We start from the raw sequence: 26,746 nt of genomic DNA on the forward strand, positions 1-26,746 counted from the left end.
ACCCGGGAATGAACGAGACATTCGAACGGGACGTGTTCTTCAGCTTCTTCATGTTCACGGCCGACCTGAGGCCGCAGGACGCGCGGTACACCGCGGTCCTGATCAATCATCTGAAGGCCCTCACCGACATGGGCTACGACGGCTTCGACCTGCACATCGCCCCGCAGCCCGCGACCGTCGACCACAAGCTCGAAACCGACAGCTACGTCGCCCTCAAGAAGGCGTTCGACCAGGCGGGGCTGAAGGACGTGAAGTTCACGACCAATGTCGGGACCACGCGGACCTTCGACCCGACGTCGCCCTACGAGGAGCAGCGCAGGCGGGCCCTGTCCTACCTCACGTCACGCGTCGACATCACACGGGTCCTGGGCGGCGACTCGATCATGTCGGGGCCGTTCCTCTACCCGTACGGCGTCTTCCCGGTCACGGACGCCGACGAGCCGCTGTGGAGCGACGCCCTCCAGGACTGGATGAAGTCGCGCTATCGCGCGGCGCGTTCCGTCTTCGAGGACCTGGCGGAGTACGCCGCGGCGCGCGAGGTGAAGCTCGCCATCGAGCCCGTCAAGAGCTGGGAGACGCCGCCACCCAACATGGTCTCCGAGGCACTGGACTTCCTCGACGGCTTCGAGCACTCGGGGGCCGGCGTGACGATCGACACCGCGCAGGTCGTGATGGAGAGCCAGGGCCCGTCGGTCTTCCGGGACAACGTCGCGCGAGCGGTCCGGCGGGACCGGCTCCACTACGTCCACATCTCCGCGCCCGACCGGGGTGCGGTGAAGGACAGCTGGATCCCGTGGGACGTCGTCCGGAACGAGATCGAGCCGGTGTATCGCGGGCCGTACCTCGTCGAGGTGTTCAACGCGATCCCGCCCTTCGTCAGCTCCATGCGCATGGCACGCCGGCGGTTCTGGCGGCCCGGCGAGGACGACCCGGTGCCCGGCGTCGACAGCGCCTACGACGTCGCGAGGGCCGCACTGGAGGAACTGCGGGAGCAGGTCATCACTCCTTCCGCCCAAGTGCCCGGGAAAGGTGCCGCATGCTAGCCCAGGTGTCGGATCCCATCATCATGGTCGTGAAGCAGTCGGGCGACGTCCGCATTCACACCTTCGTCGCCTCCTTCGCGTACAGCAATATCGCGAACGCCACGCACATCATCGAGACCAGGAACCAACTGGTGCTCGTCGACGGGCAGTTTCTCGTTCCCTACGCGAGGGCGTTCAGGGACTACGCGGACAGCCTCGGCAAGCCGATCGAGCGGCTGTACGTCTCCCACCGGCACCCCGACCACTGGTTCGGTGTGGGGGCGGCGTTCGGCGACGTCCCGATCCACGCGCTGCCCGAGACCATGAGCTTCATCCAGGAGCACGGGGAAGCGTCGAGGAGCGACCACTGGAAACTCGGCGACCTCGTCCCGGACCGGATCGTCGTGCCCAAGCAGGCCGTCGGCCCCGGCACCGAGACGATCGACGGGGTCAGGTACCTCTTCGACCGGGTGACAGAGACAGAAATCGACTTCCACCTGACCATCAGGCTTCCTGATCTGGGAGTCTATTTCACTCAGGACCTGATCTACAGCGGCACCCATCTGTACCTGACACAGCACATGGACCACTGGATCCAGGTGCTCCAGGAAATGCTGCTGTCCGACTACGACCTGTTCATGCCGGGCCACGGCCTGCCGGCCGACAAGAACGAGGTCGCTCGCAACATCGAGTACCTCTCGGCCGCCCGGCAGGCGATCGGCAACGGGCTGACGGGCGACGCCTTCAAGGGTTTCATGCTCCAGCGGTATCCCGAACGCAAGTGCCCGGGGATATTCGACATCTACCTGCCCCGGCTGTTCGGCGGCGCGAGCGACTACTGACCCCGGAGGCATTCGGACCATGAACGAGACCTGCACCGTAGGGCAGTACCTGGTGGACCGGCTCCGCCAACTGGGGCTGGGTCACCTCTTTTCCATCGCGGGCGACTACTCGATCGAATGGCTGAACCGCTACGTCGCGCCGAGCGGCATCGAGATCATCGAGGAAGTCAACGAGGTGAACGCCGGTTACGCGGCGGACGGATACGCGAGGCTGAAGGGCGTCGGGGCGCTCTGTGTCACCTACTCCGCGGGCGCACTGTGTGCCGTGAACGCCGTCGCCGGCGCTTATGTCGAGAAGGTTCCGCTCGTGCTGATCAACGGCACACCGAGCATCAAGAAGACCATCGTCTTCGAGCAGACCGGCTTCAGCGCGCATCACTTCATCAGCGGACGTGAAACGGACCTTCAGTCGTTCGAGCACATCACGGTCGCAGCCGTACGCATCGAGAACCCGGACGTCGCACCGACGTTGATAGATTACGCGCTGACCCGGTGCATCAGCGAACGGCGCCCGATCTACATCGAGCTTCTCCAGGACATGGTCGACTTGACGTGCGAGCCGCCGAGGGGTGTTCTGAAGCTGGCCAGGATCCTGTCGGACGAGACCAGCCTGGAACAGTCGGTGGCGCAGATCTGCGCCAGGCTCGAAAGCGCCGAGAACCCGCTCGTCTGGGTCGGTGTGGAGATCGACCGGCTCGGCCTTCAGGACAAGGCCATGAGTCTGATCCAGCAGCTGAACGTCCCCTTCGTCACGGAACTCCTCAGCAAGGCCGTCCTTTCCGAGGACGATCCCCTGTTCGCCGGCGTGCTCGACGGCCAGGCGTCATCGACGGCCGTCACGGATCTGGCCGCGACGTCCGACTTCGTGCTGGCCCTCGGCGTGTGGCTGACGGACATCAACTCGCTCGGCTGGGAGCCGGACTACGACAAGACCGCGTTCGCGTCGTTCGACGCGGTCAAGCTCGGGACCTTCTTCGGCGGACAGGTCGCGCTGGAGCACCTGATGGACGGCATCCTGGCACAAAAGGTCGCGCCCAAAACACGGAAACTCCCGGAGAAACCCGCTCGTGGCGCGCCGACCACGGGCTCGTCCGACGTGATCACGTACCAGGGGTTCTACAACTTCATCCAGCAGTACATCGACCGGAAGACCATCGTCGCCGCCGACGCGAGCATGAACTACTTCGGGAGCCTGCTGCTCGACGTGCCACGGCCGGGCGGGTTCATCGCTCAGTCGTCCTACTCGTCGATCGGTTACGGCGCGGCGGCTGCGACGGGTATCTGCCTGGCGAAGGCGCCCGACCAGAGAGTCGTGGTCTTCTCGGGTGACGGCGGATTCCAGATGACCGCCCAGTGCCTCTCGACGCAGACTCGCTTCAGGCTCAACCCGATCGTCTTCGTCATCGACAACGGCGTCTACGCCGTGGAGCAGTGGCTCGGCGATGCGTCGGTCTTCCACGCCGACAAGCCGTTCTTCAAGCCGTGTGTCCTGCACCGGTGGAACTACAGCCGGCTGTCGGAGGTGTTCGGGTGCCGAGGGTGGGAAGTCGGCACGTACGGAGAGCTGACGGCTGCCGTGACGGGTGCCCTGAAGAACTCGGACAGCCCGTCCATCATCCAGGTCCACGTGCCCGACAAATCGATCCCCGAGAATGCGAAATGGAAGACCCAGTAACAGTAACGGACAAGGAGCAGGAATAGTGCCGACGAAGATCACCGCAATCTACGAGAACCCGAAATCCCCCGAGGAGTTCGAGGCCGGTCACCACGAGCAGATCGCGCTGGCGAAGAAGATCCCCGGAGTCCAGCGGATCGAGAGCGCGAAGGTCTGGCCGAAGGAGGACGGCAGCGCGACACCGGCCTATCGCGTACTCGACATGTACTTCACCGACTACGCCGCGGCCAGCAGGGCCGTGACGACCGGAGAGGCATCGGCGTTCGTCGCCAAGGCCTTCGAGCTGGCGACCGGCGGTGTGCGCCTCCTCTTCACCGATGTCGAGGACGTCTGACCTCGCTTCGTCCGAGGCGTGGTGGGCATCCCACGTGCCTCGTCGGCACGTGGGATGCGTCGCGGGGGTCGTAAGCTTCCTCGGGTTTGTGACGAGCGGGGAGGCGTGCGTGGGGCGGGAATCAGTCCTCAGTGACCGGTACGAGCTGGTCGAGAGGCTCGGGCAGGGCGGCATGGGAACGGTTCATCGAGGGGTGGACCGCCAGCTGCGCCGCACTGTCGCGGTCAAGCTGCTCTCCTCGGCGCTGGCCCACGATCCGCAGTCACGAGCCCGCTTCCGGCGCGAGGCACACGCGGCGGCCGCGCTGAACCACCCCGCAGTGGCCACCATCCACGACGTAGGGGAGGAGCCCGACGCCGACGGCCCGCGGCCCTATCTGGTGATGGAATACGTACCGGGCACGACCCTCGCCGAGGCCCTGCGCGACGGCCCGCTGCCCGTCGCCGAGGCCATCGAGACGGCATGCGCCGTGCTGGACGCGCTGCAGCACAGCCACGAACACGGCATCGTGCACAGGGACATCAAGCCCTCGAACATCATGCGCACCGGCCCCGGCGCCGTGAAGGTCCTTGACTTCGGCATCGCCAAAGCCTTCACCGAGACGGCCACCCGCATCACCGGCAGCGGCGCCGCTATCGGCACCCCCGCCTACCTCTCGCCCGAGCAGATCAACGGGGCGGAGGTCGACCACCGGGCCGACCTGTACGCGATGGGGTGCCTGCTGCACGAACTGCTGACCGGGCAGCCGCCGTTCCGCGGCGAATCGCCGTTCGCCGTCATGCACCAGCATCTGTTCGCCGAACCCGAGCCGGTCTCCCGGCTCCGTCCGCAGGTGCCGCCGGCGGTGGAGGCGGTGATCCGGCGTGCTCTGCGCAAGGATCCGAAGGAACGATTCGCTGACGCACGGCAGATGGGTGCCGCTCTCGCCGAGGCCCTGGCCCGGTCCGCCATGCCGACGGCCCAGGCCCCCTCACCCCTCCCGCCGGCGCCGCGCCCCGGCACTCCCGCCACGCCCGGCCGCAGGTTCGTGCCGCGCCTCACGGCCGACAGCGTCCTGGCCCTGGCGGGGTGTCTGCTGTCGCTGCTGTGCGCACGCGGCCACGTGGTGGAAACGGCCCACTTCGGCTGGGTCGCCTCCGCGGCCGGCCTGCTGGGGCTGGTGGCCCTGCCCTGGTCGGCACGTCTGTCGTGCGTCGTGGGCTGGGGTCCCGTGGCGGAGGCCGTGGCGGTGAACTCGGAACTGCGGCGCGCCAATGACGGGTGGGCCCACTCGTACGTCGGCATCGCCGCACTGCTGGCGCTGACCGCCGCCTGCTGCCTGGTGAGCGCGGCACGCCGCAAGGGGGGCGGCGCCGGTTCACTGGTCGCCTTCTGGTTCTGCGCCACCGCGTCGGTCTGGTACGTCCTCGACGACCTGCGCAAGCTCTTCGTGTTCTACCTGCTGCTGTCCCTGATGTCCGTCGCCGCCCTGTCCTGGGAGACCGCGGTACGTGTGCGGCGCCGTGGCGGCGGCACCGCCGAGTGAAATACACCAGGGCCGTGTCCGTCGGCCCGGCCCGGTTCGGGGGGTAGGTTTCCTGCGGCCCGCGTCCACGGAACGAGTCCTGTGGACGCCCGTTTGACCGCGGATACCCGTCAGACCCTCCTACCGGGAGAGAACACGAGACATGTCTGCACAAGAACCTGCGCAACACCCGCCCCAGCGCGTCGGCGTCGTGGTCGAGTCCCTGTCCGGGGAGACACGGGTCGCGGCGACGCCGTCGACGGTACGTCACCTGCTGGGCCTGGGCTACGAGGTGGTGGTGGAGTCCGGGGCCGGCGCGGCCAGCGGCTTCGGCGACCAGGCCTACCTCGACGCCGGCGCCGCCATCGGCCAGGCCTGGGACGCGGATGTCGTCCTGAAGGTGAACGCTCCCTCCGACACGGAGATCACCCGGCTGCGCGGCGGCGCCACCGTGATCGCCCTGCTGGCCCCGGCACAGCAGCCCGAACTGCTGCGGGCACTGGCGGATGCCGGGGTGACCGCGCTGGCGCTCGACGCGGTGCCGCGCATCTCACGCGCCCAGACGATGGACGTACTGTCGTCGATGGCGAACATCGCCGGGTACCGGGCGGTGATCGAGGCCGCCCACGTCTTCGGCCGGTTCTTCACCGGCCAGGTCACCGCGGCGGGCAAGGTGCCGCCGGCGAAGGTGCTGGTCGCCGGTGCGGGCGTGGCCGGTCTCGCGGCGATCGGCGCCGCCTCCAGCCTCGGCGCGATCGTGCGGGCCACCGACCCGCGGCCCGAGGTCGCGGACCAGGTGAAGTCGCTGGGCGGCGAGTACCTCCCGGTGAACGTCGTCCAGGAGGCGAGCACCGACGGCTACGCCAGGGCGACCTCCGCCGACTACGATCGCGCCGCCGCCGAGCTCTACCACGAGCAGGCCGGGGACGTGGACATCGTGATCACCACCGCGCTGATCCCGGGCCGGCCGGCGCCGGTCCTGCTGACGGCCGGGGACGTGGCGGTCATGAAGCCGGGCAGCGTCATCGTCGACATGGCCGCCGCCCAGGGCGGCAACGTCGAGGGCACCGTGCCCGGGCGTGCGGTCGTCACCGACAACGGTGTCACCGTCATCGGCTACACCGACCTCGCCTCCCGGCTGCCCGCCCAGGCCTCGCAGCTCTTCGGCACCAACCTGGCGAACCTCCTGAAGCTGCTCACCCCCGGCGGGGACGGGCGGCTGACGATCGACTTCGACGACGCCGTACAACGGGCCGTGACCGTGGTGCGGGGCGGCGACGTCACCTGGCCGCCGCCGCCCGTGGCGGTCTCGGCCGCACCCGCCCCGCCGACCGGGTCGCCGCAGACCGTGCCCGCCGAGCGCGAACCCGAAGCGAGGGGACCGAGGCTGACGCCCGTTCGGCGCTACGGCCTGATCGGGCTGGGCATGCTCTCCCTGTTCCTGCTGGTGGCCTTCGCCCCCGCCCAACTGGCCGGAAACTTCACGGTGTTCGCCCTGGCGGTCGTGATCGGCTACTACGTCATCGGCAAGGTGCACCACGCGCTGCACACGCCGCTGATGTCGGTGACCAACGCGATCTCCGGGATCGTCGTGATCGGCGCCCTGCTGCAGATCGGGCACGAGAACCGGATCGTCACCGCGCTCGCCTTCGTGGCGATCCTGCTGACGAGCGTGAACATCTTCGGAGGTTTCGCCGTCACCCGCCGCATGCTGTCGATGTTCTCGAAAGGCTGAGCCGAGATGACTTCACTGACGGCGTCCCACGCCGCCGACCTGGTCGCCGCGCTGCTGTTCGTCCTGAGCCTGGCGGGCCTGTCCCAGCACCGCACCTCCCGCGCCGGCGTCGTCTACGGCATCGCCGGCATGGTCCTCGCGCTGGTCGCCACGGTCGTGCTCGCGGCGCGGAGCATCACTGCGGGCGCGGTGACCCTGATCGTGGTGGCTATGGCGCTCGGCGGGGCGGTCGGCCTGTGGCGGGCCCGGCGTGTCGAGATGACGCAGATGCCCGAACTGATCGCGGTGCTGCACAGTTTCGTCGGCCTCGCCGCGGTGCTGGTGGGCTGGAACAGCTATCTGGAGGTGGAAGCGCACGGCAGGGCGCAGACCCGGATCGCTGCCGACCTGCTGGGCATCCACCACGCCGAGGTGTTCATCGGCGTCTTCATCGGCGCGGTCACCTTCACCGGCTCGATCGTCGCGTTCCTGAAGCTCTCGGCGCGCATCACGTCCCGTCCGCTGACGCTGCCGGGCAGGAATGCGCTGAACCTCGGCGCGCTCGGCGCCTTCGTCGCACTGACCGCCTGGTTCACCGTCAGCCCGGACCTGGCGCTGATGATCACGGTGACCGTGCTGGCGCTGGCGCTCGGCTGGCACCTGGTCGCCGCGATCGGCGGCGGTGACATGCCCGTCGTCGTCTCCATGCTGAACAGCTACTCGGGCTGGGCGGCGGCCGCGGCCGGCTTCCTGCTCGACAACAACCTGCTCATCGTGACGGGCGCGCTGGTGGGCTCCTCCGGTGCCTATCTGTCCTACATCATGTGCCGGGCGATGAACCGCTCCTTCCTCTCCGTCATCGCGGGCGGATTCGGCATCGAGGCGCCGTCCGGCCGTGCGCAGGAGCAGGGCGAGCACCGGGAGGTGCGGGCGGCGGAGGCGGCCGGGATGCTGGCCCGCGCCCGCTCGGTGATCATCACCCCCGGCTACGGCATGGCCGTCGCCCAGGCCCAGCACCCCGTGGCGGAGTTGACGCGCCGGCTGCGCGCACGGGGCGTCGAGGTCCGGTTCGGCGTCCACCCCGTCGCCGGGCGCCTGCCCGGGCACATGAACGTCCTGCTGGCCGAGGCGAAGGTCCCCTACGACATCGTCCTGGAGATGGACGAGATCAACGACGACTTCGCCGGTACCTCGGTCGTGCTGGTCATCGGCGCGAACGACACCGTCAACCCGGCCGCGACCGAGGACCCGGCGAGCCCCATCGCGGGCATGCCGGTGCTGCGGGTCTGGGAGGCGGAGCAGGTCGTGGTGTTCAAGCGCTCCATGGCCTCCGGATACGCGGGCGTGCAGAACCCGCTCTTCTTCCGCGAGAACAGCGGCATGCTCTTCGGCGATGCCAGGCAGAGCGTCGAGGACATCCTGGCCGCGCTCGGCACCGACGGCCACGAGGAGCCGACGTCAGCCGCACGCCAGGCGACGACCGCCGGCCGCTGAGCCGGGCCCCTTCGCCGGCCGCGGGGGGGCTGCATACGATGCGGCGACGACCGAAGCCCGTCGCCTCCGCGCGGGACGGAGCCCTGCCCGACCGGGAGCGGCCCCTCACCCCGGCCGGCGAGGCGTTCGTCCCCGCCGCGCGTGCGGGTGACCGTCTCGGTGCCCTCATCGCGGCGCTGCTCGCGAGCGCCGGGTTTCGAGGCCAGGTCGGTAGGGGCTTCGCCCGGGTGGTTACAGTCGCACCATGGCTGATCTACTTCACCGACGCGGTCTGCGTGCACCGGGGACGTCACCTGGGCGATATGCGCGATCCGGGGTAATCCGGTGAATATCCGTCCGAATTCCCGGAGTGGAGCGCGTGCCGTCGCCGAGCCCTGCGTCGCCGTCCGGCAGCGCCTGCCGAGAGCCCGCCCGTCCACGGGTGCAACCGTGCCGACAGACCTCTGCGGGTGCGAGCTGATGCGGCCGGCCATGTGGAAAGCTGCCGTGGTGCCCGTATCGGTGGGTGCGGTGGGGCCATGGGCGACGACGGCACGTCCGGTCTGCCGGATCGTCGTCGCACCTCCCCGCCGCGAGCTGACGGAGAGGACCGGTCGCTGAGCTGCCGAGACATGTGCTGCCGTGGGGGGAGGCGCAGTTCCCGATCACCCGTGTGTGAAAGAGCCATGACCCGAGTGCGACCCAGAGGCCGACCTTGACGATCAACAACAACGAATGGACTCTGCGACCTCTGGCCCTGGGCAGGAGGACAGCCGGGTACACGGCTCGGACGGGAGACGGCCGGCCGCGGCCGCGCGCCGCGTTGTGGGCGGCGGGGGCAGGCGTCCTCCTGTTCGCGCTGGTCGGTGCGAGCGCGCCCAACCCGAACACGCTGAGGGCGCCGATCACCTGGCTCCGGCTGCCCGCCATGCCCGGCACACTCTCCGAGGCGGCCATGGCCGCCGCCGTCGTGCTGTCGTGCGGAGGAACGCTCGGTCTGCTCCACGCACACGGCCGAGGGTGGAGTCCCGATCCCCGAACTCTGTTCCGCGGGGGCGCGCTGGCCGTGCTCCTCTTCGCGAACCTCACCCCGGTCGGCTCCTCCGACGCGGCGAGTTACGCCGCCTACGGTCGTATCGCCGCTCTCGGCGGTGATCCGTATGTGACGACCCCCGCCCAACTGGGCGGTGCCTACGCGCATTTGGTCGGCGACGCCTGGCGGAACTCCCCGTCGGTGTACGGGCCGGTCGCCACGTGGTGGCAGGCCGCTGCCGCGTGCGTGGGCGGTAACCAGCCGTGGCTGACCATATGGGTGCTGATGCTCGCGAACGCGGCCGTCTTCCTCGGCGTCGGCCTCCTGCTGATGCGGACGGCCGACGATCCGGTACGGGCCGCACTCCTGTGGAGCGCCAATCCGTTGCTGATCGGGGTGCTGGTCGGGGGCGGGCACCTGGACACCCTCGTGGCCGTCCTGGCGGTCTGCGTGGTCCACATGGCGCGCAGCACCGGCGGCAGGCGCCGGGACCTGACCATCGGCGGCCTCGTCGGCCTGGCCTGCGGCGTCAAGGTCAGTGCCGCACTGCTCGGTGCCGGGGTGATCTGGCTGCTGCTCCGACGCGGCGCCTGGCTGCGGGCGGCCGGCGTGGTGGGAGCGGCCACGCTGATGGTGGCGGTGCTCTACGGCATGTACGGCCTGCACGCCCTGGACCCGCTCTCCAAAGCCTCGCACATGGTGTCGATGCCGTCGTTGTGGGGCGTGTTCCAACACGGTGCGACCGCTGTCGTCGGGCCGGCCGCGGCCGCGGCGAGTGTCAGCGTTCTGTGGCCCGTGCTGATGCTCGGGCTGGCCCTCGTACTCCACCGGCACGTACCGGCGGAGGCCCCGGTCGTCGTCACTGTCCCCTTCGTGCTCTCCTTCGCCTGGATCATCGCGGCACCATGGTCCATGCCGTGGTACGCGGCTCTTGCCTGCGCACTGGCGGCGCTGTTCTGCCCCGTCCGCCTCTCGCAGCTCCTCATCGTGGTCACGGCCGGCCTGGCCCTGTTCCATACCAGCGGCGGTCACGGCTGGTGACCGCGCAGTCGGCGGGATTACCGCAGACGTGCCGCGCTGCGGTCGTCGAGGTCCGCGAAGAAGCGGTCCACGACGCCGCTTTCACGGACGACCCCGTCGAGGGACTCGCCGACCACCCGGCCGGCCAGCTCCGTGGCCAACGACACGACGACACCGTGCAACTCCGTCTTCGCGGTCTCCCGGTCGGCCGCGAGCCGGGCCTGAGCTTCGGTGATCATCGCCTCGCGTTCCCGCAGTGCCTCGGCGCGCATCTCGGCGATCAGTTGAGCGCCCTGTTCCAACGCCTCCTGACGCAGGCGAGCCGCCTCGTGCCGGGCGTCCGCCAGTTCCTCGCGGTACATGGCGAGGACCTCACCGGCCTCGATCGCCGCCCGTCCGGCCTGTTCCCGCTGACCGTCGATGGCGTCCCGGCGTTCGGCGAGCACGTCGTCGATCCGGGGGAGAAGGATCTTGGACAGAGAGAAGAAGATCACGGCGAAGGTCAGCACGCACACCAGTGACGGGGCGAGCCGAGGTATGAGGATGTCCATGCCGAGATTTTAGAGAGACATTGACATGTGATGGGTGTGCGTAAGGTAAGAGTTTGCCCCCAACTGGGCGGCGGCAAAAGCTTTCTGATGTCCCCTCAGGTCAGGTGTGCCAGCCGGGTTCGAGGGTGTCGAGGAGGGCGTGGAAGGCGGTGTCGGCCTGGGCCCAGTGGCCGTTCGCCAGGGGGGCGATCAGGAGGCCGAGGCCGGCGTCGGTGAGGAGGGTGGCCTGGGTCCGGGCCCGGTCCTGGTTCATGCCCAGGCCGTGCAGGATCGAGGTGAGCAGGTCCGTCCACTCGGTGACGATGTCTCGCATGACGGGTCCGTAGCGGTCCGGGTGGAGCACGCTGGCGCTCATGACCTCCAGGAAGAGGGGGAGCGTGGCGCGTACGTCGGGTTCGCCGAACTGCCGCCACAGTTCCTCCATGAAACGGCGCAGCCCTGCGGGGTCCGTGGGGGAGCCGGTCGTGTCGAGCGCGGTGCGGACGCGGAGGAGGGGGCGGCGTTCGTAGACGGCGAGCGCTTCGGCGATCATGCGTTCCTTGGTGCCGAAGTAGTACAGGAGCATGCGGTCGCTGGTGCCCAGGGCCTGGGCCAGCGGACGCAGGGAGAGATCCGTGACGCCGTTGCGCAGTACGTAGGCGCGGACACGGTCGAGAAGTGCGCGCCGTTTGGCCGGGTCGGGTGGGCGAGGCATGGGGGCTCCTGGATGCGTGAGGGACGCTTCCGATGACCGATGACCGATTACTTACTTTTGAGAATTTTGGAGCGCTATTTACCGTAGCAGTCATTACGTCTATATTTGTATGTAGCGGTTGCTACATACACGCGTCCGGCACGAGCCCGGCGCGCACCCGGTGGGCCGCTCACCGTCAGCCCCAGAAGGATTGATCGCCATGGCCACCGACGCCATCGGCCGTCCCGTCGGCCGTCCCCTCGCCCGTCACCAGGAGAGCGGGTCGTCTCGCGGTGCCGCACCGTCGTGGTTCGCCAGGCAGTGGGCCATGTGGTCGCGCACGCTGGCACCGCTGCGGCCGCTGGACGCGCCCCGCGGCCGCCCCACCCCCTGGGACGCCTCCTGGCCCTTGCGCCGGGAACTCACCTCCGCGGGCCGAGCCCGGCGGCTGGTGACCGCGCAGCTGGGCGACTGGGCCGTGACCGAACTCGCCGACACCGCGGAACTGCTGGTCAGCGAGCTGGTCACCAATGCCCTGCGCCATACGCGGGGCCCGCTCAGGCTCAATCTCCGGCTGCGCCAGGGCAGACTGTTGTGCGAGGTCGAGGACACCGAGTCCGGCGGCCCCGTGCGCGGCGTCGCCGATGCGGACGCCGAGGGCGGTCGCGGCACGGAACTGATCGACCTGCTCGCGGACGCCTGGGGCAGCAGGCGGACGGCCACCGGCAAGAGCGTCTGGTTCGAGCTGCGGTGCGGGGACCGGTTCCCGGACATGCCGGAGACACGGTGATGATGCGGCTCGGCGGCCAGTCGCTCGGCTGCGCGGACACCGGCTGACCGTCCTGGCCGCCGCTCCTGCCCGCGGTGGTCGTGCTGCCTGACCTGTGCGAGGACGGCAGCGGTGTGAGACTGGGCGCGGAAGGGGTGATGACCGTGCCGGATCCGCCGCACGCGTTCTCCGGTCCCGCCACCGCCGTCGACGAGGATCTGCTGGAGCGGCTGGTCATCGAGGCGCAGTCGGCCCTGCCCTTCGAACTGTCGGCCTTGGCGAACCGGTGCGCCTCGGCCCTCGGCCTGGACACCGCGCTGATCTACCTCGTCGACCTGCAACAACGGCGGCTCGTCCCCTTGGACGAGGCCTTGCAGCCGCTGCCGGTGGACCGCTCGCCGGCCGGCTGGGCCTACCGTTCGGTCTCCCCCCGGGTCGTGGGCGGCGACGGCGGCGTGATCGTCTGGATGCCCCTGGTCGACGGCGCGGAGCGGCTGGGCGTACTGGCGGTGCGGGCCGCCTCGCCCGACCGGGTCCGGATGCGCCGCTGCCGGATGCTGTCCCATCTGTTCGCGATGCTGGTCACCTCCAAGCGCGCCTACAGCGACTGGCTCGCCGCCCGCACCCGCACCGTGCCGATGGGGTTGCCCGCCGAGATGCTGCGGGCCTTCCTGCCCCCGCACACCGTGGGCAGCCGCAGATGTGTCTCGACCGCGGTCCTGGAGCCGGCGTACGACGTCGCCGGAGACGCCTTCGACCACTCGGTGGTCAAGAACGTGCTGCACACCATGATCCTCGACTCCATGGGGCACGATCTGACCGCCGGTCTGAGCACGTCGGTCGCCATGGCGGCGGCGCGCAACGCCCGCCGGGGCGGTGGTGACCTGGCCGATGTCGTCGGCTCCGTCGACCAGGCGCTCGCCCGCTGGCTGCCCGACCACTTCTGCACCGGCGTGCTGTGCCGGCTCGACGCCGAGACCGGGGTGCTGCACTGGGTCAACTGCGGGCACCCTCCGCCGCTGCTGATCCGTGCCGAGCGGGTGCTCGCCGGGGCGCTGGACCGCCCCCCACAGCCGCCGATCGGCCTGGCCGGCCCGCTCGCCCCGGCCGTCCGGCAGGTCCACGAGACGGTACTGGAACCGGGCGACTGCGTCCTGCTCTACACCGACGGTGTCGTGGAGGCGCGCGACGCGAACGGCGCGGAGTTCGGCCTCGACCGGTTCACCGACTTCGTCATCCGCTCCAACGCCGCCGGCCAGCACCCGGCCGAGGTGCTGCGGCTGCTCATCCACGCCGTCCTCGACTACCAGCGCGACCGACTGCGGGACGACGTGACCATCCTGCTCTTCGAATGGTGCCCGCCGGCAGCCGGGCCCCGCCCCCGCGCTGCCGCCACGGGCGAGGCTCCCTGATCCTCGGAGGTCCTCGGCGAGACGCCCGCGGGCGAGTGGAGAACGATGGAAACGGTAGAGGTGAGGCAGGAGGCCGACGCGGCGGGACCGGCCGCCACGGGCGTCCCGTCGTGTCGGCCTCCTCGGCCTCCGCGACGGTGCCCGGGGCCACGGTGGCCGAGCGGGCGGAACGGGCGGTGACCGGCATGGGTGATGCCACCCCCCTCGGCGGGAGCCGTGCCGCACGGCCCGATCCGGCGGACCCGGCCACGGCGGTCGTCGACGACCGAGGAATCGTGACGGGATGGAGCACGGGCGCCGAGCGCCTGCTCGGCTACCCCCGCGGGGAGGCCGTCGGAAGCCCGGTCACCCGTCTGATCGCCCCGGACGCGGGCAGCGGCGACGGCCTCCCGGACCTGAGCCCGGCCGGCACGACGGCCCTGCTCCGGCACCGGGACGGCCGGCCGGTGCCCGCGCGGGTGCGGGCCTATCCGTCGGTCGACCGTACGGGCCGCGCCCAGCGGCTCCTCGTGGTGACGTCACCGGAGCACTCACCGCCGGACCTGGTGACGGCCGACGAGGCGTTCACCCAGTGCCGGCTCCCCGTGATCCTGTACGACTCCGCGCTGCGGGCCGTACGGGCGAGCGCCGGTGCCGTACGGGAACTCGGACTGAGCGAGGAGCGGATGCGTGGCCGACGCGTCACCGACATCCTGCCGCCCCACCTCTGCCACCGGGTCGAGGACGGCATGGGCCGGGTGCTCGCGACGGGCGAGGCGGAGCAGTTCCACGTCCGGGGCAGAGCCCGGCCGGACGGACCCGAGAAGGTCTGGTCCGTCACCGTGTCCCCGCTCACCACACCGGCGGGGCAGGTGCGGCACCTGGAGGTCTCCGCCCTCGACGTCACCGAACAGCAGCTGGCCCGGGAGCGGCTCGCGCTGCTGAACGACGTCGGCGCGCAGGTGGGCAGCACCCTGGACGTGATGCGCACGGCCCAGGAGATGGCCGACGTGACGGTGGGCCGGCTCGCCGACTTCGTCACCGTCGACCTGCTCGACTCGCTGTGCCGCGGAGTCGAGCCGAGGCCGTCCGGAACGGGCACGGTCCCGCTGCGGCGCGTGGCGCAGCAGTCCGCGCTGCCCGGGGTGCCCGAGGCGGTGCGGGCACCGGGAGACGTGGACGACTACCCCGAGTCCGCACCCCCCGTGCGCTGCCTGGCCACGGGCACGCCCTCCCTGCACCGCAGCGAGGACGCGGCGATCAGGGAGTGGGGGCGGGCCGATCCCGACCGGGCCGAAGTGGTCCGCGGGTTCGGGATCCACTCGATCATGGTCGTGCCGCTGCGCGCCCGCGGCATCACCCTCGGCGTGGCGGTCCTCGTCCGGCACCGGCGCGAGGAGCCCTTCTCGCACGACGACCTGCTCCTGGCCGAGGAGATCGCCGCCCGCACCGCCGTGGCCATCGACAACGCCCGCCGGTACACCCTCGAACGCGGCACCGCGCTGGCCCTGCAGCGCAGCCTCCTGCCGAGCCGGTTCTCGGCCCAGGAAGCGGTCGAGGCGGCTCATCGCTACCTGCCGGCCCGCACCCGGGCGGGGCTGGGCGGCGACTGGTTCGACGTGATCCCGCTCTCGGGCGCCCGGGTCGCGCTGGTCGTCGGCGACGTGGTGGGCCACGGACTGCGGGCGTCGGCCACCATGGGACGGCTGCGGACCGCGGTGCACACCCTGGCCGACGTCGACCTTCCCCCCGACGAACTGCTCACCCACCTCGACGACCTGGTCACCCACCTGGCGACCGAGGAGTGCACCGCGTACGACGAGGTCGATCTCGACGTCCCCACCGGTCTCATCGCCACCTGCCTGTACGTGGTCCACGACCCGGTCTCCAGCCGCTGCACCGCCGCCTCCGCCGGCCATCCGCCGCCCGTCGCCGTCACCCCGGACGGCACGGCGGGCTTCGTCGACGTGCCGCCCGGCCCTCCGCTCGGGGTGGGGGGTCTGCCCTTCGAGACCGTCGAGTGGGACGTGCCCCCGGGCAGCCTGCTCGCGCTGTACACCGATGGCCTGGTCCAGGGCGCCGGGCACGACCTGGGCCGGGGTCTGGAGCTCCTGCGCCGGGGCCTCGGCCGGTCCGCCGCCCGGCCGCTGGAGACGGTGTGCGACGAGCTGATCCGGACGCTGCTGCCCGCGCGGCCCGGGGACGACGTCGCCCTGCTCGTCGCGCGGACCCGGGCGCTCGACGCCGACCGGGTCGTCACCTGGGACCTGCCCTCCGATCCGGCGGTGGTGGCCGACGCCCGCGCACAGGTGCTGGCCCGGCTGGACGCCTGGCGCCTGCGCGACGCGGCGTTCACCGCCGAGCTGGTGGTGAGCGAACTCGTCACGAACGCCATCCGCTACGGCCAGCCGCCCGTCCAACTGCGGCTGATCCGCGGGACGGCGCTGATCTGTGAGGTCTCCGACGGCAGCGGCACCGCCCCGCACCTGCGCCGGGCCCGCACCTACGACGAGGGCGGCCGCGGTCTGCTGCTCGTCGCCCAGCTCGCCCAGCGGTGGGGTACCCGGCACCATGAGGGCGGGAAGACCATCTGGGCCGAGATCGAACTCGCCGAGCGGGACGGGTGAGGGGATCGGCCGCACGTACGCGATGGGGGCCGCGGGACGCCACTCGACCGCGGCGCTCGGTGTCCGGCGGCCCGCCGTCACGGACTCACCCGTCGTGAGGCGGAGTTCCTCACGCTGATGGCGCGGGGCATGGCCAACGTCGAGATCGCCGGGACCCGCGCCCCTTCTCACTCGTTCGGGGCGGGGGAAACGCCGGGAGGGAATCGAGTGGCGAGGGCACGGCCGGATGTGCAGGCGCGAGGGCACTGGGGTGTAAATGCCCAGGTGAGTCGGGCTGTTGGCGGGCGGGCGCGGGCCCGGGCACCAGAGCGTGACGCCTGGTGTCCGGGCCCGGTGGTGCGGGGAGGGCGTGCGGGTTGTCGGACAATGGTGGGGATCGGGGTCCCCGGCCCGATTGCGGCGGGCCGGGGCCTCATCCTGTGCTGCCGCTGTCCGGTCAGTCGTCCCAGCCGCCGTCGCCCCAGCCGCCTTCACCGCGGCCGCCTTCGCCCCGGCCGCCTTCGTGGTCGCAGTCCACACGGAAGCTGGCCACGATGCCGTCCTTGACGTGGACGCCGTCCTTGACGTGGAGATCGTCGACGCCGAAGCTGGTGCTGAACGCGCCGACGGTGGCGATGGGGGCGCCGTTGTCGCAGACGGCCCCGCGGAAGACCTCCACGCGCTTGTGGCTGTCGTTGCGGACGTTGAGGGTCTTGGCGCCCAGGCCGCTGATCACGGTGATGCAGTCGCCGGGGCGGGCGGAGTAGGACCGCTCGTTGATGAGAATGCGGCCCTCCTCGTGGCGCTCCTCGTGGCCCCGGCCTTCCTCGCGGCGGCCTTCGTTGCCCTTGCCCTCGTTGCCCTTGCCTTCGTTGCTGTTGCTGTTGTTGCTGTTGTTCTTGCCCTGCCCGGAGTCGCCGCCGAAGGGCGCCTCCGCGGCGGGGGCGACGGCCGCCGGGGCCGCCTGGGGCGCCGGGGCGGAGGCCGCCGAGGCGTAGGTGATGCCGGTGACGGCGAGTGCCGTGGCGGCTCCGGCAGCGGCGGTGACCATGGTGGAACGAGCGAGCTTCATGTCGCTTCTCCTGTCTGGATATCTCGGAGACGTCGGCTCGTCAGCCGACTGCGATCAAACGTACTCACGGCTGTCACATCGGGCATTTCGGGAAATTCGCGATGGAGGCCGATCGGGTTATATGCGGCCCTTTCTGTCGCTCGGTCAGGAAGTGAAGTGACCGAAAAAGAAGGCATATTGAATGACGATTAGGCCTTCCGAATGATCTCTGACGGCTGCTCACCCCACGCCGACAGCGTGTCGCTGTGAACGCCGTGAGGTGGTTCGTGTTAGCGGGCACCCGCATCGGCCGGTGGGACGCGCCGTCATGGCGGCTCGCCGTGGCCGGCGCGCGACGGCGCGACCGGACGTGCCCGGCGGTGAACTTCGCGCGCAGAAAGTCTTGTTGGCCTCGTTGACACGCCGCAAGCACACGCGTTTCACTCAACACTCGTGCATGGCAACGTTGTCAGGCCGTGCGGGGCGCGGCCGGAACCGCTGCCTGTCGTCGGCGCTCCGGCCTTCTTCGGCGCGCCTGCACCTGATGTGCGAAGCACGAACCGCTGCGGAGGCAACCGATGGTGAGACCCCGACGTTCAGCCGCGCCACGTGACCGAAAGAGATTCCGCCAACGCCTGGCCGTGGTCGCGGTCCTGGGCCTGGCCGCCCTCCCCCTTCCGGCGACCGGGAGCGCGTATGCCGCGAGCGCGACACCGGCCCTCGTGAAGGACCCCGCGTCCCTCGTCAACCCCCTCATCGGCACCTCCGGTGCGGTGGACACCTTCCCCGGCCCCGACATGCCGGCCGGCATGGTGCAGTGGGGGCCGGACACGACGCCCGACCGCGCCGACGGCGGCGGCTACGAGTACAACGACAACAAGATCTCCGGCTTCAGCCTCACCCATGTCTCGGGACCCGGCTGCCCCGTCGCGGGCGACCTGCCCGTCCTGCCGGTGACCGGCGCGCTGCCGGGCGACCTCGGCAACGCCTCCGTCGGCTTCAGCCACCACGACGAGCAGGCAGGCACCGGCTCCTACAAGGTCACCGACGCGAGCGGGGTCAGGACCGAGCTGACCGACACCACCCGCGCCGGCCTGGGCACCTTCACCTTCCCCGCGGGTGCGCAGGCGAACCTGCTGTTCAAGCTCAGCGGCGGCGCCACGCAGGTGGACGGAACCCGCGTCCAGGTGGTCAACGACAAGGAGATCAGGGGCGCGATCGACAGCGGTCACTTCTGCGGCGCGAACAACCGGTACACCCTGCACTTCGACGTCATGTTCGACCGGCCGTTCACCGCGAGCGGCACCTGGATCGGCGGCACGGTCAACCCCGGCGCGACGTCGCTGACGGCGGGCAGGGCACAGCAGAACCTGAAGGCTCCCCGGTCGGCCCCGCTGAAGGAGAAGCACTTCACCGTCCCCGCGAAGCCGGCCCCGACGGTCCACGGGAGCGGCGGCAAGGCCTCCGCCGCGCCCTCCCCGGCCGCGAGCGGCGGCGCCGCACCCCGCGCGTCCGGCGCGGGCAAGGCCGCCCAGCCCCCCACGACGGGGGCGAACGGCATGTACCTGACCTTCGACACCTCCGCCGACCCGTCGGTGAGCGCGAAGGTCGGCGTCTCGTACACGAGTGACGCGGGCGCGGCGGACAACCTCGCCACCGAGATCAGGCAGTGGAACCTCCACGCCGTCGAGCAGGCCAACCACGACGCCTGGAACGCCGTACTGGGCAAGGTGCGGATCGGCGGCGGCTCCGCGGACCAGCAGGTGCAGTTCTACACGGCGCTCTACCACGCGCTGCTGCACCCGAACGTCCTCTCCGACGACAACGGCCGGTACATGGGGATGGACGACCAGGTCCACAAGCTGGCCACGGGGCAGCAGGCGCAGTACGCCAACTACTCCGGCTGGGACACCTACCGCTCCCAGACCCAGCTGATGGCGATGGTCGAGCCCAAGGTCGCCGGTGACGTCGTCACCTCGATGCTCAACGGCTATGACCAGACGGGGCTGCTGCCCAAGTGGGCCTCGAACAACGGCGAGAGCTACGTGATGGTCGGGGACCCGGCCGCCGGCATCATCGCCGACGCGCACGCCTTCGGCGCGACGGGCTTCGACACGGACAAGGCGCTCGCCGCCCTCCAGCACGAGGCCACCGTCCCCAACAACGACCGCCCCGGCGAGTCGGTGCGGGACGCGAAGGGCTATCTCCCGCTGGACGAGAACGACTTCGGCTGCTGCAACTTCTACGGCCCGGTCTCCACCCAGCTGGAGTACGACTCCGCCGACTTCGCCCTCGCCTCCTTCGCGAAGTCGCTGGGCAGGACGGCCGTCTACGAGAAGTTCGCCACCCGCGCCCAGGACTGGATGAACGTCTTCAACCCGCAGACCGGCTACATGCAGGCGAAGGACAAGGACGGCCGGTTCGCGGGCGGTTTCACCCCCGGCACCTCCAACGGCTTCGTGGAGGGGACGTCCGCCCAGTACACGCCGATGGTCCCGTTCAACCTGCGCCAGCTCATCCAGGCACGCGGCGGCGACCAGGCGTACTCGTCGTACCTGGACGGCCTCCTCGACAACATCACCGCCCCCGGCAACACCAACGCCGACCTGAGCAACGAGCCCAGCGTGGAGATCCCCTGGGAGTACGACTACACGGGGCAGCCGTGGAAGACCCAGGCAGCCGTCCGCGAGGCCCAGCAGAAGCTGTACTTCAACGCTCCGGTCGGCTCGTTCGGCAACGACGACCTCGGCGCGATGAGCTCCTGGTACGTGTGGTCCGAGCTCGGCATGTACCCGGAGACCCCGGGCACGGACACCCTGGCGCTCGGCAGCCCGGTGTTCCCGGTGGCGCAGGTGACCTTCGCCGGCGGGAAGACGGTGCGGATCAACGCGCCGCAGGCCGCTCCCCAGGCGCCGTACGTGCACGCCCTCGACGTCAGGGGCAAGGAGTGGAAGACCTCCTGGCTGACGTACCAGCAGTTCAAGGGCGCGGGCACGATCGACTTCACGCTCGGCACCCAGCCCGACACCTCCTGGGCGTCCGACCCGTCGGCGGCACCGCCGTCGGACACCACGGGCGGCGGCCGGGTGCTGGCCGCGACCGGTCCCTCCAGCGACGGCCTGGTGCTCCAGCCGGGCACGTCCGGTGACGGCACGCTCGACCTGACCAACCTCGGCGCCGCGGCCGTCACGGTCGACTGGAAGGCGACGGCGCCCTCCGGCGTCACGCTGGACACGGCGTCCGGCTCGCTGACGGTGCCCGCCTCGGGCAGCGCCGAGGCGAAGGTCCACGTGGCCGCGGGCGCGAGCGAGGGGACGTTCCCGGTCGCCTTCGCGCTGACCGACCACGGCACCGGCGCGGCACTGAGCGGGGCGACCCTCCGGGTGGCCGTGGCCAAGGCCGGTGCCCTGTGGCCGTACGACACCAACGAGGGCGTCTACCCCGACGGCGCCCACTTCTCGGGAGGCTTTGACGACGGCGGCTGGGCGTTCTCGCAGAACGCGCTGTCGGCGGCCGGCGTCACCAGCGGCTCCCCTCTCACGGTCGACGGCATCACCTACACCTGGCCCACCGTGACCTCCGGTCAGCTCGACAACCTGGAGATGGCCGGCCAGCGCATCCTCATGCCGGCCGGCACGTCGGGCGCGTCACTGGGCCTGCTCGGCACCGCGACCAACGCGCCGACCGACGGCAGCGGGGTCTCCGGCACGGTGACCGTCACCTACACCGACGGCACCACCGCGAAGGCGACGGTCGGCTTCTCGGACTGGACGCTCAACGGCGGGTCCACCAAGCCGCTCGCGAGCGACACGACCGCCGTGACGACGGCCTACCGGAACACCGGCAGCGGCGGCCGGGACAACGTCGGGACGTACGTCTTCGCCACGAAGGTCCCGCTGGACCCGTCCAGGAAGGTCGCGTCGATCACGCTGCCGGTGACGGGATCGACGGGCACCGACCACCTGTTCGCCTACGGCTTCGGCCAGTAGGCGGACCAGGGACACGGGCGCTCACGACGGCGGGCCGGTTCCCGGGTGCGAGCCCGGGAGCCGGCCCGGCCGGGTCCCGAGGGCCGCACGCGCGCGGTCGTGGGCGCGGTCGCCGTCGGGGGCGTCCAGGGCGCGGCGGTACCAGTAGCGGGCCTCTCGCCACTGCTCCTCGCCGGAGGCGACATCGCCGAGGAGGACCAACACCGGTGCGGTCAGGACGGGTTCGCCGGGTCGGGAGGCGGACGGCTGCGGTGCGGGGGCGGCGGTCCCGCCGGGCAGGGCGTCCCGTGCGGGCTCGCTCTCCGGGGCGGGGCGGGTGTCCGCGGGCGCCGAGAGGATCTCCGCGAGCCGGTCCCAGCGGCCCGTGTCCCGCAGCAGCGGGGCGTACGCGGTGCGCGCCTCGGCCTCCGCCTCCGGGTCGCCGGCGGACAGCACCTGCTCGAAGCGGTCGGCCGCCTCGTCCTGCCGCCCGGTGACGACGGCGAGCCGGGCGAGCAGCAGCAGGGCCTGCGGGCGCTCGGGGCTGTCCGCCGCGGCCGCCAGCGGGAGCAGGGTCTCCTCGGCCTCCTCGGGCCGGCCGAGCTGGGCGAGCGTACTGCCCAGATACCGCCGGGCCTGCGGTTCCACGGCGGGGTCGCCCGAGGCCACCGCCCGGGTGAGACGGTCCCGGGCCTCGTCCAGTCTGCGCTCGGCCAGCCGCGTCACGCCGAGCAGCAGACAGGCCCGGGGCGCGCTGTCCGGGGCACCCGACTCCACGGCGGCTTCGAGCAGCTCGGCGGCCATCTCGACCTCCCCGGCGTCGAGGAGGTACTCACCCCGGTCGAGGTAGCTCTCGGCCACCGCCTCCGGGTCGTCGGACGCGGCCGGGTCGGCCAGGAGCCGCCGGGCCGCCGCGTGATCGCCCTGGCGAAGACGCAGGGTGCCCAGGGTCGCCCGCGCCACCTCGGTGACGTCCGAGGGCTCCCCGCGCAGGACGTCCTCCAGGAGTTCCGCGGCCTGCGCCTCGGCCGGATCCCCGCCGTCGCCGAGGTGGGACAGGGCGAGGAAGAGCCGGGCCGCGTCGGACGCCCGGGGCACGTCCGCGGCCACGGCGTCGCTCAGCAGCCGCAGTCCCTGCGACCGGTCGCCCGAGACGATCCGGACCTGGCCGAGCAGCGACTGCGCCCAGGTGGCGAGCACGGGAAGGGACGCCTGCATGGCCTCGACGAGCAGGTCCGCCACCGGCGCGAACCCCTGCGGGTCGTCCGGGTCGGCGAGGTCCGACAACATGAGCGCGAGGCGGATCCGGGCGAGGTGGGACCACTGCTCATGGCCGAAGCCGATGGCCTGCCGGTAGGCGGCCTCGGCCTCGTCGTACCGCTCCAGCACGGTGAGCAGTTCGCCGAGCAACTCCGCGGCGCGCGGGCCGTGTCCGGGGTGTCCGGAGGCGACGGCCTCGGCGAGCAGCGCGGTGAACGCGGCCACGTTCCGCGGATCGTCCGGGTCGGTCGTCACCGCCAGCATGACCGCAAGGTCGATCCGGGCGAGCTGGGACCAGTGCTGGTGGCCGGAGTCGATGGCCCGTCGGTAGGCGGCCTCCGCCTCCTCGTACCGCTCCTGGCCGGCCAGCAGATCGCCCAGGTGGTCCAGGGCGAGCGGGGCGTTCGGCCAGGGCCCGGCGGCGACCGAGGCGAGCAGCCGTTCCGCCCGGTCCGGGTCGCCCTGCCGTACGGCCAGTCCGGCCAGGGAGAGTTCGGCGGTCGGCGTCCAGTCCGGGTGGCCGGATGCCACGGCCTGGCCCAGCCGGTACTCGGCACGCTCCGCCCGCCCGCCCGCGATGTGCCAGGCGCCCAGGGTGTGGGCGGCGCGGGGCGCCAGGGCCGGGTGGCCCGACCGCACCACCTCGCGCAGCAGTTCGGCGCCCCGCTCCTGCTCCTCGTCCCCGCTCACCAGGAGCCACCCGAGCGCGAGCCGGGCCAGCGGCCAGGCCAGCGGGGCCGGGGCGTCCAGCACGCTTTCGAGCAACGGACGCGCCTCGCCCCACCGGTTGCACGCCACGAGGAGGTCCCCGAGGTTGGCGCAGGCGAGGGGCGCGGCCAGCGGGTGAGCGCCGGCCATCACCTCCCGCAGGAGCTCCTCGGCCCGCGCCAGCTTGCCCTGGTTGACCAGGACCCAGCTCATGTTCGTCCGGGCCAGCTCCGCGATCGGCGCGGTCACGGCGGCGTCCACGGTGCGGGGGAGTGTCCAGGGGCCCCGGTCCGGGCCGGGCAGGTCGCCGGTGCGGGCCGCGCGGGCCCGCAGCAGTTCGGTCCCGCCGCCTGCCGGGCCCTGCTTCCCGGCACCGTCCAGGGAGGCGGGAACACCCTCGTCGGCGAGCAGCCCGCCGAGCCGGGCCTGTGCCAGGCCGGCCACCTCGTCGTCCCCCGCGGCCAGCACGTCCTCCAGGAGCGACAGCGCCCGGTCGTGCTCCCCCTGAAGGATCAGCAGCCCGCTGAAGAACACCTCGGCGAGCAGGGACAGTTGACGGTTGTGACAGCCCATCGCCGCCTGGAGCAGCTCGCCGGCCCGCACCCGGTCACTGGCCGCCAGCATCCCGCCCAGTTCGACCTGGGCCAGCGGCACCACGTCCGGGACGCCGGAGTCGAGGGCCGCCTCCAGACACTCCGCCCCCTGCGCGAAATCGCCCCGGAAGAGTTCGAGCTGTCCGAGCAGCAGGGCCGCCCAGGCGGCGTCGTCCGAGTCCCCGCCGATCTGCCGGACCCGGCGCAGTGCGGCCGCGGCCACCTCCGTCTCGTCACGCACACCGGCGGTGAGGGCGATGGTGAGCAGCTCGCCGCTCAGCCCGCCCGGCTGGTCCGGGGCCCCGGTGCCACCGGTGCCGCCGGAAGCGCCCCCGCTCACGGCGAGCCGCCAGGCGAAGCCCGGCACCCGCGCGCCGGGGTCGTCGCTCCTGGCGTCCAGATAGTCGGGTACGTAGGGGAAGACGGTGTACATCCGCTGTGCGCGCCCGTCGCCCGGCGCGGCGTCCCCGGTGTCCGCCGGGGCCACGGGCCGGTCGGGGTGGAGCAGGGCGATCTGCCCGGCGACGGGTTCGCGCGCCCAGGCGAGGCCGGTACGGAACGCCGCCTCGTCGGCGTCCAGTGACGGGTGCGCGTCGTTCAGGTACCCGCGGAACAGCCGGAACAGGACGGCCTCCGGCACCGCCCCGCGCAGGCCCATCCGCCACCGGTCCGCCGCCGCCCGGGTCACCGCCCAGCCCGCCGGGCAGCTGTCGAAGCCGTCCGTCAGCCGCCGCTCCAGCTCGGGCGCGGCCACCAGGACCTGCCCGATGCCCCGCGCGGTGAAGTCCTCGCCCGGGTAGTGGCGGGCGGCCTCCGCCAGTTCCTCGTCGGAGAGCCGCTGCGGCAGCTCCACCTGGCGGGCCCGGCGCAGCACGCTGCGCGCGAGGCGGCCCTGGTCGTCCGCCCGGTCGAAGAGCGCCTGCCGCTGTACCGACGTCATGGAGGCGACCACGGTGACCGGCGGGTCCTGCCGTGCGAACCGTTCCAGGACCTGGACGTCGAGTCCGCCGGGCCGCAGATAGTGGTCCAGCTCGTCCAGCCAGAGGACCACCCGGTCGGGGCCGGCGGGCATCCGCAGCCGGGACAGGTCCCCGGGCGCGGTCCGGTCGGCGGCGGGTACCAGGAGCCGGGCCCGCGGCATCCGGCGGCGCAGCAGCTCGAACAGGGTCCGGGACTTGCCGGACTTCGACGGGCCGACGAGCAGCAGCAGCCGCGCGCCGTCCGGCGCGGCCGCGAGCGCGCCGTCCAGCGCCTCCTCCAGCAGCGCGTCCGGCCCGGGGCGCGCGACGTACGTGTCGGCGGGGCCGTCCTCGGCCGGCAGCCCGCTGTAGGTGGAGGGGCTCACGCCGACGTGGTACGGGTCCACCTCGGCGACGGGCGGCAGCTCCCCGGCGCGTGTGAGGGGCAGCGCGAGCCGTGATTCCAGGCGGGCCCGCAGCTCGCCGGCGGCCTGCTCCCGGACCTGCGCCGCCAGGGGAGGCCAGTAGCGCAGCAGCGCCTCGGTCTTGATCGCGTACGCGGTGCCGCTCGGACCGGCGCCGCGGGTGCCGGAGTCGCCGCCGCGCTCCCGGGCGTTGAGGATGCCGATCACTCCGTCGCCGTCCTCGTCCCACACCGGTGCGCCCGAGAAGCCGGGTTCCGGCGCCCAGCCCGCACGCGGTTCGAGCAGCAGCCACTCGTCGCCCGCGTGGTCCACGATCTCGCCGCGCACCGGGACACCGCCGCGCGCGTGCTTTTTCGGGTAGCCGTAGGCGCGGAAGCGGTGGTGCCAGATGCCGGCCGCCGTGGTGCACAGGGGTGCGGGGCGGGCGCCGGGCGGTGGGTCGCCCGAGAGTTCGAGGACGGCCACGTCCCCCGTGCGGGCCTCGGTGACCGGGTGCCAGCCGTCCGGCAGCACGGTCGCCCGCAGCGCTTCGGCGTGCCGCACGTGCTGGAAGCGGACGTACACCGCGGCGCCGGGCCTGTCCCCGGCGGGGCCGATCACATGGGCGCAGGTGAGGATGTGGCGCGGTCCGCACAGCACGCCGACGCCGTGTGCCGGTCCGTCGGCGGCCGAGTGCCGGATGCTGACGAGCCAGGGCGGCTGTTCCCGGCCGAGGGTCACGGCTCGTCAGTTCCCGGAGCCGGCCGGCCGCTCGGGCGCACCGTCCGGCCGCGTCCAGCGCAGCCGTACGGCGAAGTGCCCCTCCGCGGCGGTCCTGGCGACGACGACACCGGCCTCCGCGGTGAACTTCATACCGAAGTCGATCTCCATCTCCTGCGGGGCGAGGGCACGCGCGGTGTCCACCACCGACCGCAGGGTGGGCAGCGTGGACTCCAGCGACTCCCGGATCCGCCGCGTGGCCTCGACGATGCCGTCCTCGCGGCGCGAGATCAGCTCCAGACCAGGAGTGTCGTCGGCGACTTCGACGACGAGTTCGGAGCCTTCCGGCCCCTGGAAGCGCACAAGCTCAGTCACGGGTTCCCCCACCCTCGTCGCTCTCGTCGCTCTCGTCCCCCGGACGAGGCCCGGCCGCTGCCTGGGCAGTCTAGATCCGAACGGGGTTGCCTCACAGGCGA

The 26,746-nt window shown here is 71.7% G+C and carries 18 protein-coding genes; 13 read left to right on the top strand and 5 right to left on the bottom strand.

Translation table 11 applies throughout. The features are described 5' to 3' along the window. Positions 1-8: 8 nt before the first annotated feature. The 9 genes from AC4OXY_RS39820 (at position 9) to AC4OXY_RS39860 (ending at position 10,638) form a co-directional block, all read left to right on the top strand. Positions 9-1,043: a sugar phosphate isomerase/epimerase family protein gene (locus tag AC4OXY_RS39820; protein ID WP_356025649.1), complete on the top strand. Its 1,035-nt coding sequence runs from the start codon at positions 9-11 to the stop codon at positions 1,041-1,043. Positions 1,044-1,048: 5 nt separating this feature from the next. Further along, positions 1,049-1,864, top strand: a complete 816-nt coding sequence (locus AC4OXY_RS39825; protein ID WP_356025646.1) for an MBL fold metallo-hydrolase — start codon at positions 1,049-1,051, stop codon at positions 1,862-1,864. Between the two features lie 19 nt (positions 1,865-1,883). Next, positions 1,884-3,539 (top strand): alpha-keto acid decarboxylase family protein, encoded by a 1,656-nt coding sequence (locus AC4OXY_RS39830; protein WP_491992156.1) that lies wholly within the window; start codon positions 1,884-1,886, stop codon positions 3,537-3,539. A gap of 25 nt (positions 3,540-3,564) precedes the next feature. Continuing rightward, entirely contained in the window at positions 3,565-3,873 is a 309-nt protein-coding gene (locus tag AC4OXY_RS39835) for an EthD family reductase (protein WP_356025641.1), read from the top strand. Between the two features lie 109 nt (positions 3,874-3,982). Further along, positions 3,983-5,398 (top strand): protein kinase domain-containing protein, encoded by a 1,416-nt coding sequence (locus AC4OXY_RS39840; RefSeq protein WP_376290543.1) that lies wholly within the window; start codon positions 3,983-3,985, stop codon positions 5,396-5,398. 142 nt (positions 5,399-5,540) lie between these two features. Then, positions 5,541-7,112: a Re/Si-specific NAD(P)(+) transhydrogenase subunit alpha gene (locus AC4OXY_RS39845; protein ID WP_376290546.1), complete on the top strand. Its 1,572-nt coding sequence runs from the start codon at positions 5,541-5,543 to the stop codon at positions 7,110-7,112. A 6-nt stretch (positions 7,113-7,118) separates the two neighbouring features. Further along, positions 7,119-8,585 carry a Re/Si-specific NAD(P)(+) transhydrogenase subunit beta gene (gene pntB / locus AC4OXY_RS39850; RefSeq protein ID WP_356025634.1) on the top strand — a complete coding sequence of 489 codons (1,467 nt, stop codon included), beginning with the start codon at positions 7,119-7,121 and terminating at the stop codon, positions 8,583-8,585. 38 nt (positions 8,586-8,623) lie between these two features. Beyond that, a complete protein-coding gene (locus tag AC4OXY_RS39855; protein ID WP_376290548.1) occupies positions 8,624-8,905 on the top strand; it encodes a hypothetical protein in 282 nt (93 codons plus the stop codon). Between the two features lie 374 nt (positions 8,906-9,279). Beyond that, entirely contained in the window at positions 9,280-10,638 is a 1,359-nt protein-coding gene (locus AC4OXY_RS39860) for an MptA/MptB family glycosyltransferase (protein ID WP_376290551.1), read from the top strand. Between the two features lie 17 nt (positions 10,639-10,655). Here the strand turns inward: AC4OXY_RS39860 and atpF are convergent, their stop codons facing one another. Both atpF and AC4OXY_RS39870 read right to left on the bottom strand, forming a co-directional pair. Beyond that, a complete protein-coding gene (gene atpF / locus AC4OXY_RS39865) occupies positions 10,656-11,168 on the bottom strand; it encodes a F0F1 ATP synthase subunit B (protein WP_491992157.1) in 513 nt (170 codons plus the stop codon). 100 nt (positions 11,169-11,268) lie between these two features. Further along, positions 11,269-11,862, bottom strand: a complete 594-nt coding sequence (locus AC4OXY_RS39870) for a TetR/AcrR family transcriptional regulator (RefSeq protein WP_362819761.1) — start codon at positions 11,860-11,862, stop codon at positions 11,269-11,271. Between the two features lie 199 nt (positions 11,863-12,061). Between AC4OXY_RS39870 and AC4OXY_RS39875 the strand changes: the two genes are divergently transcribed. The 3 genes from AC4OXY_RS39875 (at position 12,062) to AC4OXY_RS39885 (ending at position 16,628) form a co-directional block, all read left to right on the top strand. Beyond that, complete coding sequence (locus tag AC4OXY_RS39875; protein ID WP_491992158.1) at positions 12,062-12,631, top strand: ATP-binding protein; 570 nt, start codon at positions 12,062-12,064, stop codon at positions 12,629-12,631. 137 nt (positions 12,632-12,768) lie between these two features. Next, on the top strand, positions 12,769-14,022 hold the full coding sequence (locus tag AC4OXY_RS39880; RefSeq protein WP_491994714.1) for a PP2C family protein-serine/threonine phosphatase: 1,254 nt from the start codon (positions 12,769-12,771) through the stop codon (positions 14,020-14,022). Positions 14,023-14,132: 110 nt separating this feature from the next. Then, positions 14,133-16,628, top strand: a complete 2,496-nt coding sequence (locus tag AC4OXY_RS39885) for a SpoIIE family protein phosphatase (RefSeq protein ID WP_491992159.1) — start codon at positions 14,133-14,135, stop codon at positions 16,626-16,628. A 436-nt stretch (positions 16,629-17,064) separates the two neighbouring features. Here the strand turns inward: AC4OXY_RS39885 and AC4OXY_RS39890 are convergent, their stop codons facing one another. Continuing rightward, on the bottom strand, positions 17,065-17,679 hold the full coding sequence (locus tag AC4OXY_RS39890) for a hypothetical protein (protein ID WP_491992160.1): 615 nt from the start codon (positions 17,677-17,679) through the stop codon (positions 17,065-17,067). 620 nt (positions 17,680-18,299) lie between these two features. Between AC4OXY_RS39890 and AC4OXY_RS39895 the strand changes: the two genes are divergently transcribed. Continuing rightward, on the top strand, positions 18,300-21,647 hold the full coding sequence (locus AC4OXY_RS39895; RefSeq protein ID WP_491992161.1) for a GH92 family glycosyl hydrolase: 3,348 nt from the start codon (positions 18,300-18,302) through the stop codon (positions 21,645-21,647). Positions 21,648-21,668: 21 nt separating this feature from the next. Here the strand turns inward: AC4OXY_RS39895 and AC4OXY_RS39900 are convergent, their stop codons facing one another. Further along, entirely contained in the window at positions 21,669-26,291 is a 4,623-nt protein-coding gene (locus tag AC4OXY_RS39900) for a tetratricopeptide repeat protein (protein ID WP_491992162.1), read from the bottom strand. Positions 26,292-26,297: 6 nt separating this feature from the next. Then, positions 26,298-26,645 (bottom strand): CU044_2847 family protein, encoded by a 348-nt coding sequence (locus tag AC4OXY_RS39905; protein ID WP_356025610.1) that lies wholly within the window; start codon positions 26,643-26,645, stop codon positions 26,298-26,300. Positions 26,646-26,746 lie beyond the last annotated feature (101 nt).

The organism is Streptomyces sp. HUAS MG56 (assembly GCF_058673395.1).